The following is a 15,072-nucleotide window of genomic DNA, read 5'->3' on the forward strand; positions in this document are numbered from 1 at the left end:
AAGGATGAGACTATCCAAAAGAAAATTAAAATTACTCATATCATCACCACCATAGGCCTTGGTGGGGCAGAAGCAATGCTTTATCGTCTTTTACAGAACATGGATCGGGATATGTATGAGGTAGAGGTTATTTGTCTGACAGAGATGGGGACTTATGGTGAGTTTATCGAACAACAATTAAACATCAAAGTAACTATATGTGATATGCGTAGTAATATGGGAAGTGCCTTTGTACAGTGTTACCAGCTATGTCGAAAGAGCGACATTATTCAAACTTGGATGTACCATGCTAATTTTCTCGGGTACATTCTTTCTAAATTATTAAAAAAGAAGTTAATCTGGGGTATTCATCATAGTAATTTAAATAAACATGACAATAAAAGAAGGACAATTTTTATTGCAAAGCTTTGTGCTAAATTGTCAAAACATGTGGATGCCATTATTTCTTGTGGTCCAAAGGTCAAAGAAATTCATGAAGCCATTGGTTACAAGAATAAGCAGCACCGAATGATTGTGAATGGTGTGAATACTGATTTCTATAAACCTAGTAAGAAGCGACAATATTATACGGAACGATTCAACATCCTGAATCAACCTATTTTATTGCATGTTGGTAGATGGGACCCACTAAAGGATTATGGGAATTTACTGGAAAGCATAAAATTATTAACACAGAAGCGACAAGATTTTTATGTCTTTTTAGTTGGCTATGAAATAGATGGCTCCAATCGGGAATTGAGGCAAATGATAGAGAATGTCCAGTTAGAGCACATCACATTCTTATTAGGTAGTAGAGAAGATATTCCGCAATTAATGGCAGCAGCAGATTTATTTATTTTATCCTCTTCGGGAGAGGGGCTACCGAATGTATTGGTGGAGGCACTTGCCAGTGGCACATGCTGTGTGACTACAAATGTAGGAGATTGTGAATATCTGGTAGGGGATTATGGAGAAGTTGTTCCAGCCAAGGATGCTGCAGCTTTATCGATGGCGATCAATAAGGCATTAAATTACGATTCAAAGCAATATGAAAAAAGAGCCAACCTAGGTCGCGCACATGTTTTGGCAAACTTTCAAATTAAGCATGTTGTGGAGCAATATCAATCTCTATATCCAGCTATCATCGATAGTAAAAACATGAAAGCCAATCCTCACTAATAGAAAGGTGTGCTCATGAAAGAAATTAAGATTGGAGCCATTCTTTCTTATCTAACAATCGGCTGTACGATGATCTCCTCTCTTCTTTTTACACCCTTTATGATTTCGCTTCTAGGTCAAAAAGAATTCGGTTTATATTCTTTAATGATTGTACTTGTTGGCTATCTTTCCATTTTAGATTTAGGGTTGGGCAATGCGATTGTACGCTATATTGCTAGAAATAGAGCAATAGCGGATAAGGCATTAGAGGCATCATTAAATGGATTCTTTTTAAAATTATTTATCGGTATTGGCTTTCTTACATTACTGATAGGCTTCTTCTTATTTTCACAGGTGGATATTATTTTTGGACAAAGCTTATCAGGGGATCAATTAGCCAAAGCGAAAGTAATGGGTTATATAATGACTATTAGTGTAGCGGTTCAATTTCCACTAGGTGTCTTTACTTCAATCTTACAAGCTTATGAAAAATTTATTTTTATTAAATTGACAACATTACTACAGGTGATTGTACAGCCTCTGACAATGTTGTTTTTTCTGTTACGGGGAACCGATGCGGTGACGTTGATCTATATTATCGCCATTTATAATATACTTTTTTTCGTATTGGATGCCATTTATTGTATGAAGGTGCTGTCCATTCAATTTACATTTACTTTAAAAAACACAAAACTCATAAAGGAAATTTTCATTTACTCATTTTTTATTTTTATCACGGTCATCGTTGATAAAATCTATTGGCAAACGGATCAAGTGTTGTTAGGAATATTAAAAGGTACTGAGGATGTTGCCATTTATGCAGTAGCTATGCAAATAGTATTGATATTTATGTCACTCGCTTTAGCCATAAGTGGCCTATTTCTACCTCGTATCTCTATGCTTGTAACACAAGAAGATGGGTTATTAGAAATTAACAAGCTCTTCATTAAAGTTGGCGCCACTCAATTTTTAGTAGTTGGATATATACTAGGTGGCTTTTTTCTTTTTGGAAAAGAATTTTTATTGTTGTGGTTAGGGAAAGACTTCATCGCCATCTATGCGATCGTTCTTATTATTATGGTGCCATTCAGTATTGATCTCATACAAAATTTGGGTCTTAATGTGTTGAAAGCGAAAAATCTTTTTAAATTTAGAACCATTTTGTTAATGATAGTGGCCGTCGCTAATATTTTTGTATCCATACCAGCTATCTATTTTTATGGAAAAATTGGCACAGCGATTATTACAGCCAGTTCTTTATTTATAGGAAACGTAGTTATCATGAATATTTATTACTATAAAAAAATTGGCTTGGATATCTTAGGTTTTTGGCGGACGATTACGAGGCTAATTCTAGCATTTATCTTGGCCATTTGCTGTAGTCAGCTTCTATGGGAAATAACGAAACCGTCAATTACTTGGATCTCTATCATCGAATATATTCTTTATTATACAGTTCTGGCAGGTGTGAGCCTTTTCTGTATTGGTATGACGAAAGAGCAAAGAAGAAAGTGGTTAGAGTCATTGCGTAAAGGAGGGACAAAATTTTGGTCTTAGTGAGTGTGATTGTCCCCGTCTATAATGCTGAGAAATATTTGAACAAATGTCTAATGAGTATTTGTCATCAAAGTTTAAAGGACATTGAAATTATTACAATTAATGATGGCAGCGAGGATCAATCATTGTCCATTTTACAAGATTTTTCACAGTACGATGCACGTATAACCGTTTTAAATATCGACAATGGTGGTGTCAGTAAAGCAAGAAATTTAGGAATGGAACAAGCCAAAGGACAATATGTTACTTTTGTTGATGCGGATGATTGGCTAGAGTTAACGATGCTCGAAGAACTGTATCAAGCTTGTAGACTGACAGGGAGCAATATTGCCAAATGTGATTTATTTTGGCATGAAGCGGAAGGAAGTAGGCAATTATATTATCCCTCAAAAACATACTGTACTTACAGTGCAACCGTTTGTTTAAACAAGTTATTTACAGAAATAGGTGAAAAGCATTTTGGTTTTTCATGCTGTAAACTTTATAAAAAATTCTTTTTAGATTCGCATAGGTTACGGTTTGATGAAACAATGAACTTTGCAGAAGATACGGTTTTTCTAACGAGAGCTGTAATAAAAAATCAATCCATCTGTTATGTTCCAAAACAGCTTTATTACTATAATGTTAGCAATCAAAATTCCCTCACAAGCAGGGCTATGGGCAATTTAAGAAATAATTATGATTTGTTATATAAAAAGCTCTTGAAGGAATTACGAGGTGGAGATGTTTATGAGGAAGTCAAAAATAGCTTTTTAAATTATCAATTTGAAGGGCTACTTGTTATCCTACATCAATGCGATGCTAAACCACAGGCAATTAAAAATGCGATTCAATCCTTTTTACAAGTTTATCCAGATGTACTGAAGGTTAAGCTGATCAACCGTAAACTAAAACAGTTCATCTTCTTAAAACTAATTAAAATGAATTGGCTTACTTTATCCTCCACCTTGATCTACATGAATGTAAAAAAGCCCAAAGTGATATAACTGTCAGATATATATTTTATTTTGCTTAATTATCCTCCTAGCGTTACAATTAATGATGGTATTCAAGGTACGTAAAGTCCTCTAAAAGCATAATAATTAAGAGGCGTAATGGAAAGAAAGAGTGGTTGAAAAAATGAAAGTTTTATTTATAGGCGATATTGTTGGTTCAATTGGTCGAGATGCGTTGGAGAAATATTTACCACGCTTAAAAAGGAAATATAATGTTGATGTTGTCATTGCCAATGGTGAAAATGCTGCGGCAGGACGCGGGATTACAAGTAATATTTATAATGACCTGTTACAAATGGGTGTAGACGTTATTACAATGGGCAATCATACATGGGACAATAAAGATATATTTGATTTTATTGATGATGCTGATTATTTAATACGCCCAGCCAATTTTTCACATGAGGCACCTGGTAAAGGTATGGTGCAAATTTCTAAAAATGGCGTGACATTATCTGTCATTAATTTACATGGTCGTGTATTTTTACCTCCCCATGAGGATCCGTTTGCCATGGCAGAAAAATTGATTGAAGAAGCTCGTCAAACATCACCACTTGTTTTTGTGGATTTTCATGCGGAAGCAACAAGTGAAAAGATTGCTCTTGGCTGGCATTTAGATGGGAAGGCTTCTGCAGTTGTTGGGACACATACACATGTGCAAACAGCAGATGCACGAATTTATCCTAATGGCACGGCTTACATTACAGATGTAGGGATGACAGGTCCGTATGATGAAATTTTAGGTATGACGAAGGAAAGTGTCATTTATAAATTCCAAACAAATATGCCTTCTCGTTTTGAAGTACCGAAAAAAGGGCGAGAGGTATTAAGTGGTTTCTTTGTAGAGATTGATGATCAAACAGGGAAGGCTAAATCTTGTGAGCGCATTTATATCAATGAGGATTATCCGTTTCAAGGATAAATAAGTCGAAGTATGTTGGTTTAGGGTACTTTTACCGAGGATACAGGTTTCTTTGTGGAACTAGTCTATTTCCGTTTTGCGGAGCATAAAATGTGCTACGGACAATAACTTGAGGTCCAAAAAGGGGGACTTGAGTTGTTGAGCGTAAACACTATTCGCGAAACGGGGAGGAATAATTGTGGATTCATTAAAAGTATCATCACGCTCTAATCCAAATTCAGTTGCAGGTGCATTAGTCGCGGTAATCAGAGAAAAAGGGCAAGCAGAAATGCAAGCAGTTGGGGCAGGGGCACTTAACCAAGCCGTGAAAGCAGTGGCCATCGCACGCGGATTTGTAGCGCCAAGTGGCACAGATTTAATTTGCGCGCCGGCGTTTGCCGATATTTTAATTGCTGGTGAAGAACGTACAGCCTTGAAGCTGCTAGTGGAAAAACGTAATCGATAAAAAAGTGTAATAAGTAAAATGCCTAGTCACATAATAAAGTGGCCAGGCATTTTTTCGTTTTCCTGTTTACATATGATACATGTCACTTGAAATAGGTACGTTATTTTGCTTAGTTTTGAAAATTACAACTTTATGAACATGATTTTCAGTCAAAGGTCTGATTTTCGCCTAAATCGTTGAGAAACAATAGTGCAGAAGGTTTCTTCGTGTTAAACTTATGAAGGAAAAATAATAGTACACATTGGATTTAAGGAGTTGTTGACATGTTACATCAGCTTTCATGGAAAGTCGGTGGGCAACAAGGTGAAGGGATTGAGAGTACAGGTGAGATTTTCTCAATGGCAATGAATCGTCTAGGCTATTTCCTATACGGTTATCGTCACTTCTCTTCTCGAATTAAAGGTGGCCATACGAATAATAAAATTACAGTTCGTCCAACAGAAGTACGTGCAATTGCGGATGATTTAGATATTTTAGTGGCGTTCGATCAGGAAACTATCGATGTCAATTATAAAGAACTTACAGAAAATGGTGTTATTTTAGCGGATGCTAAATTTGATCCTGTTAAACCAGAAGATTCAAAGGCTCCATTATTTGTTGTACCGTTTACGGAAATAGCAGCAGAGCTTGGCACATCTTTGATGAAAAACATGGTAGCAATCGGAGCAACAGCATCATTGCTAAATCTAGAAGATGCAGTGTTCCAAAATGTTGTCGATGATATTTTTGGGAAAAAGGGCGAAGAGGTCGTTCAAAAAAATATGGAAGCCATTACTCGTGGTCGTCAAATCATGAATGAGCTGTTAGGTGATCGTGTAGGTGCATGGGAAATTTCTCCTGCAGATGGCAAACGTCGTATGTTTATGATTGGTAACGATGCAGTGGCACTTGGTGCATTAGCTGCTGGGACACGCTTTATGGCAGCATACCCAATTACGCCTGCTTCAGAAATTATGGAATACTTAATTAAAAAGTTACCGAAATTTGGTGGGACAGTTATCCAAACGGAAGATGAAATTGCTGCTGCAACAATGGCAATTGGAGCTAACTTTGGTGGTGTTCGTTCCTTTACAGCATCAGCTGGACCTGGTCTTTCACTGATGATGGAAGCAATTGGTCTTTCAGGTATGACAGAGCAGCCATTAGTGGTCGTTGATACACAACGTGGAGGTCCTTCAACTGGGCTACCAACAAAGCAAGAACAATCGGACTTAATGGCAATGCTTTACGGAACACATGGAGAAATCCCTAAAGTAGTTATTGCACCTTCTACAATGGAGGAAGCATTCTTTGATACAATCCAAGCATTTAATATTGCAGAGGAATTGCAATTACCAGTTATCTTAATGACAGATTTACAATTATCGCTAGGGAAACAATCTGTAGAACCATTTGATTACAGTAAGATTGAAATTCGTCGTGGTAAAATTGTGATCAATGATCTTGAAGAAGCCGCTGATAAAGCCTACTTCAAACGTTATGAAGATACTGAAGATGGGGTTTCACCTCGAGTATTACCTGGTACATTACATGGTATTCACCACGTTACTGGTGTTGAACATGATGAAACAGGGAAGCCATCTGAAGCAACAGGTAATCGTCAAACACAAATGGATAAACGTTTCCGTAAATTAGAGAGTTTGAAATTTGATAACCCTGTGTATGTAAATGCACCACATGAGGAAGCTGAGATTTTATTAGTAGGCTTTAACTCAACAAGAGGAGCTATCGAAGAAGTGCAAGAACGACTAAATGCGCAAGGTATGAAAGTGAATCATGCTCATATTCGTTTAGTTCACCCATTCCCATCTGCGGAAATGGCACCTCTTGTATCACAGGCGAAAAAAGTGATCGTTGTAGAAAATAACTATACAGGTCAATTAGCTAATATTATGAAGATGAATATAGGTGGTCACGATAAAATCGCGACAATCACTAAATATAATGGTACACCATTCTTGCCAGGTGAATTAGAAAATCGTGTGAAGGAGTTGACTCGCTAATGGCAACATTTAAGGATTTTCGTAATACAGTGAAACCAAACTGGTGTCCAGGTTGTGGAGACTTCTCCGTACAAGCAGCTATTCAACGTGCTGCTGCGAATGTTGGAATTGAACCAAATGAACTTGCCGTGATTTCAGGGATTGGTTGTTCGGGTCGTATTTCAGGATATATTAATTCTTACGGATTCCATGGTATTCATGGTCGTGCACTTCCGATTGCACAAGGGTTAAAAATGGCTAATCGTGATTTACATGTCATCGCTTCTGGTGGTGATGGTGATGGATTTGCGATCGGTATGGGGCACACAATTCATGCGATCCGCCGTAACATTGATATTACTTATATTGTCATGGATAACCAAATTTATGGTTTAACAAAAGGTCAAACATCGCCACGTTCTGCTGCTGGATTTATTACTAAATCCACACCAGGTGGGGCAATTGAGCCATCATTGAAACCATTAGAGGTAGCATTAACAAGTGGTGCAACATTTGTAGCACAAGGCTTCTCGACTGACATTAAAGAGTTAACAGCTTTAATCGAAGCGGGTATCAACCATAAAGGCTTCTCATTCATCAATGTCTTTTCACCTTGTGTAACATATAACAAAGTGAACACATACGATTGGTTTAAAGAGAACTTAACAAAGCTAGCGGATGTCGAAGGCTATGATCACACTGATCGCGGTATGGCAATGCGTACAGTGATGGAGAACGAGGGCTTAGTAACAGGCGTTATTTATCATGATACAGAAACAACGTCTTATCAAGAAAAAGTACCTGGTTACTCCGAGTTACCATTAACAGATATTGATATCAAAATGAGCGAAAATGATTTCAATGAGTTAGTAAAAGAATTTATGTAAGATGATAGAATCAAAGCATTTGGAATAGTGATATTCCAAATGCTTTTTTGTTGTATGGATTAATATTAAAATAGCAAGCGTAAGCAATGACACCTATAAGCTATGTGAAGAACAATTTGAAACCTTATAAAATCCTTATAATCATTTTTTACACTAAGGTCATCGAAAGGATGATGACTAATAATGAGAGATTTGATATTGAAAACAGAAAGTCTTACTAAAACATTGAAAGGGCAAAAAATTGTAGATCAACTAACGCTAGAAATCCAACGTAATACGGTTTATGGTTTGCTTGGACCTAACGGGGCAGGGAAATCAACAACATTAAAGATGATTACAGGTATGCTACGACCCAATACTGGAGCAATCATTTTTAATGGGCATACTTGGACACGAAATGATTTACAAGACATTGGTGTCTTAATCGAAACACCGCCACTATATGAAAATTTGACAGCTCAAGAAAATTTACAAGTCCGAACAATAGCCTTAGGTTTACCACAAAGTCGTATCGAAGAAGTTTTAAAGGTTGTAGATTTAACGAATACAGGTAAAAAACGGGCAGGACAGTTTTCTTTAGGGATGAAACAAAGGCTAGGGATAGCGATTGCACTGTTAAACAAACCAAAGCTATTAATTTTAGATGAGCCAACAAATGGGCTAGATCCAATTGGTATACAGGAGCTTCGTAAGCTTATTCGTTCTTTTCCAGAGCAAGGCATTACGGTCATATTATCCAGTCATATTTTGTCTGAGGTGGAACAAGTCGTCGATGATATTGGTATTATCGCTGATGGAAGACTTGGTTATCAGGGTCCAGCACCACAGGGGCAGGAATTAGAATCATTATTTATGCAGGTTGTGTCTGCTAATAGAAAGGTAGGCCATTAACATGCTATCCATTCTAAAAGCAGAACAATTAAAGTGGAAGAGGACTTTTATTTCAACATTACTTTGGCTTACTCCCTTAGTAACATGGCTTTTAAGTGCCGTACTTATGGGTGGTTCGTATTTTCAAACAGGTGCATATAACTGGTGGTATACGATGCTACTCCCAGGTGCTTTAACGATTTGCTGCGCATTAGTAGTGGAAATAGATAAGAAAATGAAATACCAAAGTATACTTGCACTGCCCCTTGATCTAAAAAAAATCTGGCTGGGCAAGATACTTTCATCCAGTATGTGGCTACTTTTTATCTCTGTCATTTTCTTTATTGGAATTACGGTAGGAGGCTGGCTTTTCGGTCATAGTTTATCGCTATCTAGCAGTTTGGTAAGTACTATAGTCATTTTCATAACGTTTTTGTGGCAAATTCCTTTATGTCTTTTCCTAGCGGCCAAATTAGGTACCTATTTAGCCATTTTATTCAATTTAGTTGCCAATATTGTAGGGATTGTTGTGTTTGCGGATGGGGAATTATGGTACATCTATCCGTTTGCAATTGGAGCGCGTTTAATATGTTCCACAATTGGTATATTACCGAATGGTTTATCAGTACCAGAGGGAAGCCCTTTATTGAATACGAATGTTATTTTCCTGGGCATCATTATGGCATTAGCTTGGTTTATAATAGTTAGTTTCCTTACTGCCAAGTGGTTTCAAAAAAGGGAGGCCAAATAGCGGATGGACATGTTACGATTATTGAGAGTAGACTGTTTAAAAACAAAACGAACACCCTTTTTACTCACACATTTAGTTGTACCCATTGCTATTTCAGCTCTCTTTTTAGCCTACTATTCTTATTCACCATGGGATTTTAAAGGGAAAGTAATGGCGTATTTCCAGGGGGTTGCATGTGGTTTACCCATTATTATTGGATTAGTGTGTGCAATGGCATCTGAACAGGAGGCAAACGCAGGTCAATTTCAGATCATGTTAGCAACAACAAATAGGAAAACGAAGACATATGTTAGTAAGCTATTACTGTTATTGCTGTATAGCTTTGGGGCCATTTTCTTATCTATAGCCATCTTTAGTATTGGATTTATCGAGCTATTACATGAAGAAGATTTAAGTTATTCATTTTATAGTATGGCTGCGTGTATTCTCTTTGGAAGTCATGTTTTTTTATATATTTTACATTTATATGTGAGCTTACAATTTGGAAAAGGTGCTTCGATCGGGTTAGGTATAGTGGAGGCTCTTTTGGTTGCTCTATTGCTTACAGGTTTAGGGGATTATATTTGGCCCTATTTACCTTATGGATGGAGCGGACACTTTGTCTCTTTATGGATCATAAAGTCGACAGGAGCGAATCTAGCTCTACTCGAAACAAGTATGCGTATAGGAATCGTTGGTTGTTTGGCAGGCAGCGTATTTGCCTTTATTTTGTCGTGTCTATGGTTTGAGAAATGGGAAGGTAGAAGAACGGAATAGTAGGAATAGATAGTTGAGGGTGAGTTATGGCAAACATATTAGTCGTTGATGATGAAGAGGATATTTTAATATTAGTCAAAAATGCACTGCGTAAAGATGACCATTTAGTAACCATTGTTTCTGAATCTACAGAAGTATGTAAGATGAATCTTGGTTCCTTTGATTTAATATTGTTGGATGTTATGATGCCAGTTATTGATGGATTCACATTATGTGGGCAAATTCGTCATGCTGTAGATTGCCCGATTCTCTTTCTCACTGCTAAGTCATTAGAGGAAGATGTGATGTATGGTCTAGGATTAGGGGCAGATGATTATTTAATTAAACCTTTTGGGATTGGGGAGTTACGTGCAAGGGTGAACGCTCATATTCGACGTGAACGAAGAGAGAAGCGGAGCATCCTTTATATCGATAAGGTTCATTTTAATCTATCTGGGAAAGAGCTTTTTGTGAGTGATGAGCGAGTCATGCTTACAAAAAGTGAGTATGAGATATTTGAATTTTTAGCACGACATCGAGGGCAGGTCTTTTCAAAAGAACAAATATACGAAACAATTTTTGGATTTGATGGCAAAAGTGACAGTACAGCTATAACAGAGCATATTAAAAATATTCGCTCGAAGTTACATGCTTGTGAAATAGATGCTATTGAAACGGTTTGGGGGATCGGCTATAAATGGAAACCATAAAACCGGGGAAGGGAACACGCCTTCATACATTTTTCCTTAGGTATTTATTATTTTTGTGCATGGGAATTATTTTATTAGTAGCCATACTTATTGGACTATTTATGTTTGCCTTTTCAGCAAATATTATTTTGCCAGCAAATTATGCAGAAACGCAGATTGCTTTAGCTAAGAATCAGATTATTTCTAGCAAGTCAGTTACCGCCGAAATGATCCCAGAGCTTGTGGACTATGCGATGATTTCTAACAAGGGGGAATTCATATCAGGTAATTTAACAGAAAAAGAGGCTTATGATGCGTGGCATTTGAAGCAAAAGGGAGAGACACAGGCTAATTCACGATTTTATGCGTTTATTGAGCGAGACCAAGAAGTTTGTATTTTACGCTATAGTTTAGTGCCAGAATATAGCTCTGCTATCTTGAGAAAGTATATGCCTAATCCGCAATTATCTGTCTTACTATTATTTGTTTTGGGGGTTATCATACAAGCTACGGTGCTGGCTATTCATTTTGGCAGAAGGCTCAAGCAAAAAATGAAGGGCTTACAAGACGCCATTGAGAAGATACAAAATCAAAATTTAGATTTTTATTTAAAACCTTCAGGTATTCGAGAAATAGATGATATTGCAATTTCCTTTGAACATATGAAGGACGCCTTAAATTCCTCATTGAAACAACAATGGGCGGCAGAAAAATCACGTAGAGAACAAATTTCTGCACTTGCCCATGATATAAAAACCCCTCTCACCATTATAAGGGGGAATGCAGACCTTTTACTGGACACCGTTCAGGATGAAACACAAAAAGAATATAACGATTATATATTGAAAAATACCCTTGAAATTGAAAAGTTCATCAAACAACTAATGGATATATCCAAAATGGAGCAAAGCGCTGCTAGTGAAAAAACAACTGTAGATATGTGTTCTTTTATCCAGCAGCTTGAACATCAAATGAGGGCTCTCTCTTTAGAAAAAAACCTTGAAGTAATGATAGAAAAAAACGAACTGCCAAATTCAATTGTTGTAGAGAAGGAGCTTTTTTATCGGGCACTAATAAACCTGATTGTCAATGCTGTAGAGCATACACCCAATAACAGTAAAGTTACTTTGTCTGTTCAAGGAGAGAATAACGTTGTTCATTTTACTGTGACGGATAGTGGCACAGGTTTTTCACCGCAAGATTTAAAGGAAGCAACGAAACAGTTTTATCGAGGTGATCCGAGTAGAAATTCAGCGAATCATTATGGTATGGGGCTCTATATTACTCAATCCATCATTCAAAAACATGGTGGCACATTGACACTAGATAATGATTCATTGACTGGAGGAGGAAAAGTGACAATCACTATTGTGACGTCTGGATGATCAGACGTCTTTTTTGATTTCCGTTTATACGTCTTGTAAGTATATCAAGGAAAAATAGGAGGGGTTAGTAGAGGCATTAGCCCTTTAAAAAATGCTACAATAAAAGAAAAAAAGAGGCGATGCACGTGAATAACGTCATTGATTTTATTGCAAAGAAAAAGGAACGTGAAGAAAGGCAGCGTGCTCAGGATTTAGAGCGTTATGTTGCGACACACTGTAATTTTCAACAACCTGAAAATATTGACGCGCTAGTAGAGGGTAAACTGATAGAAGTCAAAGATCATACGTTATTTCTAGGCTTTCTGTCTATATTAAAGGATGAGCAAATAGAGCCGATGACTATATTTCAGGATGTCTTTACGTTAGAGCCAGCTCGTTTTGAGATGTCTTACAATATGAGATGGTGGTCTGTTGTTCAACTTGCGTTTACATTTTTAACAATTCTAAAGGAAAATGAACCGCATACATATGCAAATTTTTTAGGTCTCTCCAAATAATTTAGGTATGTGTACGTCTGATCAAACAAACGTGCACATACAAAACTAGATTTCTCCTTATTTTCTTCATTCAATTTTACAATTCTACTTCAATTATTATTTACATTCATAAATTTTTATAATTTCTCAATAATTTTTACTAAATATTTTAATGACCTCCATACTTGCTTAATGTTTGTTTTATACCATTACGGATGTAAGCAAATAAAAATAAACCAAAACAAATGGAGGGTCCAACACATGGCAATTCAAAAGTTGTGGAAAAAAGGTTTAATTGGTGCATTAGCCATTTCCATGTTGGCAGCTTGTTCTGACAGTTCATCAGGTGCAAATGAGGTAAACGGAGATTTAACGCTTGAAGAAATTACAACAAAAGCAAAGGAAGAGGGAACTGTTAATTCTGTTGGTATGCCAGATACATGGGCGAACTGGGTGGAAACTTGGGAGGAGCTAGGAACCGAATATAGCCTTAAACACAAAGATACAGATATGTCGAGTGCTGAGGAGTTAGCGAAGTTTGAAGCAGAGAAAGATGATGCTACTGCAGATATCGGTGATGTAGGGATTGCTTTTGGACCAATTGCCAAGGACAAGGGCCTAACATTACCATACAAAACTTCTTATTGGGATGAGATACCTGATTGGGCAAAAGATGATGAAGGACATTGGATTGTAGGCTATACAGGAACTATTTCATTCTTAACAGATAAAAATAACGTGAAAGATGCCCCGAAATCGTGGGAGGATTTGAAAAATGGCGATTATACAGTCAGTATTGGGGACGCATTAACAGCTAACCAAGCACAATTTGCCATTTTAGCAGCTGCCATGGCATTTGGTGGGGATGAGTCGAATATTCAGCCAGGTATTGATTTTTTTGCTGAGTTAGCGAAGCAAGGTAGATTACAGGGAGATCCCTCTGTCGCGAACTTAGAAAAAGGAGAAATTGATGTCGCTATCTTATGGGATTTTAATGCATTAGGCTATCGTCATCAAATTGATGAGGACCGTTTCGATGTAGTGATACCAAAAGAAGGATCTGTTACTTCAGGCTATGCAACGATCATTAATAAGTATGCGAAAAACCCACATGCGGCCATGCTAGCACGAGAATACATTTTATCGGATGCAGGTCAAGAAAATCTAGCAAAAGGCTATGCAAGACCAATTCGAGACAAAGTGGACCTACCACAGGATGTGAAGGATTTATTGTTACCAGCAAATATGTATAACAATGCACAACCAGTAAAAGATCAAAAGAAATGGGAAGAAACAACGAAGCAAATTCCACAATTATATCAGGAGCAGGTACTAATCCATGCAAAATAACAAAGTGGTACTTATTGTCGTTGATGCACTACGCTTTGACACTGCTTGTACTCATATGGGTTTTTTACACCATTTAGTAGAGCGGAAAGTAGCAGCACGCTATAAAATTTGTTCGGAGGTTCCATCTTTATCTAGACCTTTGTATGAAACAATTTTAACAGGGACACCACCAATTGTTCATGGCGTAACAAGCAATATGACCGTCCGTTTATCGACTCAAAAAAGTGTCTTTCATGTCGCAAAGGAACGTGGTTTGTCTACGGCAGCCTCAGCCTATTATTGGGTGAGTGAACTTTATAACAGAGCGCCATTTAACTATATGACTGACAGAATTCAGCTTGAAACACCTTTACCAATTGAAAATGGATTGTTCTATTTCGAGGATCATTATCCAGACAGTCATGTATTTGCAGATGCAGCATGGTTAATGGATCAAAAGCAACCAGATTTTCTTTATATTCATCCAATGAATGTTGATGATGATGGCCACAAATTCACCGCGGATTCCGCACAATATCGCAATCGTGTTTTAGCGATGGATGCATTACTATCACTATTCATTCCAAAATGTATGGCACAAGGTTATGAGGTAATTGTTACAGCTGATCATGGCATGACGAGTGATGGCAATCATGGAGGAACAACGGATGAGGATCGGCATGTTCCACTGTTTGTTATAGCGGATTCTGTCAAGGCAGGCATTAAAGAAGGTGTTGTTTCGCAATTACAAATTGCACCACTATGCTGTCATTTATTAAATATTGAGCCTGCAGATGATATGGTGCCACTTTTGCTAGAAGGTGTGTACGCAGCAAAAGAGGTTTAAATAATGTAGTCGCTCCTTTTAGGCGGAGCGACTATTATACCCTTGAGCCGCAAGTAATTATAGAA

At 37.3% G+C, this 15,072-nt stretch carries 15 protein-coding genes; all 15 read left to right on the plus strand.

What is annotated here, in order from left to right; all coding sequences use genetic code 11:
- The first annotated feature begins 51 nt into the window (after window positions 1-51).
- On the plus strand, window positions 52-1,158 hold the full coding sequence (locus AO843_RS06935) for a glycosyltransferase (RefSeq protein WP_255350367.1): 1,107 nt from the start codon (window positions 52-54) through the stop codon (window positions 1,156-1,158).
- Window positions 1,159-1,173: 15 nt separating this feature from the next.
- Window positions 1,174-2,694, plus strand: a complete 1,521-nt coding sequence (locus AO843_RS06940) for an oligosaccharide flippase family protein (RefSeq protein WP_054610388.1) — start codon at window positions 1,174-1,176, stop codon at window positions 2,692-2,694.
- On the plus strand, window positions 2,694-3,680 hold the full coding sequence (locus AO843_RS06945; RefSeq protein WP_054610450.1) for a glycosyltransferase family 2 protein: 987 nt from the start codon (window positions 2,694-2,696) through the stop codon (window positions 3,678-3,680). Before AO843_RS06940 ends, AO843_RS06945 begins: the two co-directional genes overlap by 1 nt.
- A 133-nt stretch (window positions 3,681-3,813) precedes the next feature.
- Window positions 3,814-4,611, plus strand: coding sequence for a TIGR00282 family metallophosphoesterase (locus AO843_RS06950; RefSeq protein ID WP_054610389.1), 798 nt, complete (start codon window positions 3,814-3,816; stop codon window positions 4,609-4,611).
- Between the two features lie 178 nt (window positions 4,612-4,789).
- Window positions 4,790-5,056, plus strand: coding sequence for a stage V sporulation protein S (locus AO843_RS06955; RefSeq protein ID WP_008178903.1), 267 nt, complete (start codon window positions 4,790-4,792; stop codon window positions 5,054-5,056).
- Window positions 5,057-5,319: 263 nt separating this feature from the next.
- A complete protein-coding gene (locus AO843_RS06960) occupies window positions 5,320-7,059 on the plus strand; it encodes a 2-oxoacid:acceptor oxidoreductase subunit alpha (protein WP_054610390.1) in 1,740 nt (579 codons plus the stop codon).
- Window positions 7,059-7,925 (plus strand): 2-oxoacid:ferredoxin oxidoreductase subunit beta, encoded by an 867-nt coding sequence (locus tag AO843_RS06965; protein ID WP_054610391.1) that lies wholly within the window; start codon window positions 7,059-7,061, stop codon window positions 7,923-7,925. Before AO843_RS06960 ends, AO843_RS06965 begins: the two co-directional genes overlap by 1 nt.
- Window positions 7,926-8,108: 183 nt before the next feature.
- Window positions 8,109-8,816, plus strand: coding sequence for a lantibiotic protection ABC transporter ATP-binding protein (locus tag AO843_RS06970; RefSeq protein WP_054610392.1), 708 nt, complete (start codon window positions 8,109-8,111; stop codon window positions 8,814-8,816).
- Between the two features lies 1 nt (window position 8,817).
- Window positions 8,818-9,546: a lantibiotic immunity ABC transporter MutE/EpiE family permease subunit gene (locus AO843_RS06975; protein WP_054610393.1), complete on the plus strand. Its 729-nt coding sequence runs from the start codon at window positions 8,818-8,820 to the stop codon at window positions 9,544-9,546.
- Between the two features lie 3 nt (window positions 9,547-9,549).
- Entirely contained in the window at window positions 9,550-10,302 is a 753-nt protein-coding gene (locus tag AO843_RS06980) for a lantibiotic immunity ABC transporter MutG family permease subunit (RefSeq protein ID WP_054610394.1), read from the plus strand.
- 26 nt (window positions 10,303-10,328) lie between these two features.
- A complete protein-coding gene (locus AO843_RS06985; RefSeq protein ID WP_054610395.1) occupies window positions 10,329-10,991 on the plus strand; it encodes a response regulator transcription factor in 663 nt (220 codons plus the stop codon).
- Window positions 10,979-12,355 carry a HAMP domain-containing sensor histidine kinase gene (locus AO843_RS06990; protein ID WP_054610396.1) on the plus strand — a complete coding sequence of 459 codons (1,377 nt, stop codon included), beginning with the start codon at window positions 10,979-10,981 and terminating at the stop codon, window positions 12,353-12,355. Before AO843_RS06985 ends, AO843_RS06990 begins: the two co-directional genes overlap by 13 nt.
- A 119-nt stretch (window positions 12,356-12,474) precedes the next feature.
- Window positions 12,475-12,852: a 2-oxoglutarate ferredoxin oxidoreductase subunit beta gene (locus AO843_RS06995; RefSeq protein WP_231630092.1), complete on the plus strand. Its 378-nt coding sequence runs from the start codon at window positions 12,475-12,477 to the stop codon at window positions 12,850-12,852.
- A 240-nt stretch (window positions 12,853-13,092) separates the two neighbouring features.
- Window positions 13,093-14,181: an ABC transporter substrate-binding protein gene (locus tag AO843_RS07000; protein WP_054610398.1), complete on the plus strand. Its 1,089-nt coding sequence runs from the start codon at window positions 13,093-13,095 to the stop codon at window positions 14,179-14,181.
- On the plus strand, window positions 14,171-15,007 hold the full coding sequence (locus tag AO843_RS07005) for an alkaline phosphatase family protein (protein WP_054610399.1): 837 nt from the start codon (window positions 14,171-14,173) through the stop codon (window positions 15,005-15,007). Before AO843_RS07000 ends, AO843_RS07005 begins: the two co-directional genes overlap by 11 nt.
- The last annotated feature ends 65 nt before the right edge of the window (window positions 15,008-15,072 follow it).

This window comes from Lysinibacillus sp. ZYM-1 (genome assembly GCF_001308875.1).
GTDB lineage: Bacteria > Bacillota > Bacilli > Bacillales_A > Planococcaceae > Lysinibacillus.

What these genes read in the sequence shown, in the direction of transcription:
- AO843_RS06940 (WP_054610388.1), top strand. Translation starts at nt 1,174, where the DNA reads ATGAAAGAAATTAAGATTGGAGCCATTCTTTCTTATCTAACAATCGGC.
- AO843_RS06950 (WP_054610389.1), top strand. Translation starts at nt 3,814, where the DNA reads ATGAAAGTTTTATTTATAGGCGATATTGTTGGTTCAATTGGTCGAGAT.
- AO843_RS06960 (WP_054610390.1), top strand. Translation starts at nt 5,320, where the DNA reads ATGTTACATCAGCTTTCATGGAAAGTCGGTGGGCAACAAGGTGAAGGG.
- AO843_RS06965 (WP_054610391.1), top strand. Translation starts at nt 7,059, where the DNA reads ATGGCAACATTTAAGGATTTTCGTAATACAGTGAAACCAAACTGGTGT.
- AO843_RS06970 (WP_054610392.1), top strand. Translation starts at nt 8,109, where the DNA reads ATGAGAGATTTGATATTGAAAACAGAAAGTCTTACTAAAACATTGAAA.
- AO843_RS06975 (WP_054610393.1), top strand. Translation starts at nt 8,818, where the DNA reads ATGCTATCCATTCTAAAAGCAGAACAATTAAAGTGGAAGAGGACTTTT.
- AO843_RS06980 (WP_054610394.1), top strand. Translation starts at nt 9,550, where the DNA reads ATGGACATGTTACGATTATTGAGAGTAGACTGTTTAAAAACAAAACGA.
- AO843_RS06985 (WP_054610395.1), top strand. Translation starts at nt 10,329, where the DNA reads ATGGCAAACATATTAGTCGTTGATGATGAAGAGGATATTTTAATATTA.
- AO843_RS06990 (WP_054610396.1), top strand. Translation starts at nt 10,979, where the DNA reads ATGGAAACCATAAAACCGGGGAAGGGAACACGCCTTCATACATTTTTC.
- AO843_RS06995 (WP_231630092.1), top strand. Translation starts at nt 12,475, where the DNA reads ATGCACGTGAATAACGTCATTGATTTTATTGCAAAGAAAAAGGAACGT.
- AO843_RS07000 (WP_054610398.1), top strand. Translation starts at nt 13,093, where the DNA reads ATGGCAATTCAAAAGTTGTGGAAAAAAGGTTTAATTGGTGCATTAGCC.
- AO843_RS07005 (WP_054610399.1), top strand. Translation starts at nt 14,171, where the DNA reads ATGCAAAATAACAAAGTGGTACTTATTGTCGTTGATGCACTACGCTTT.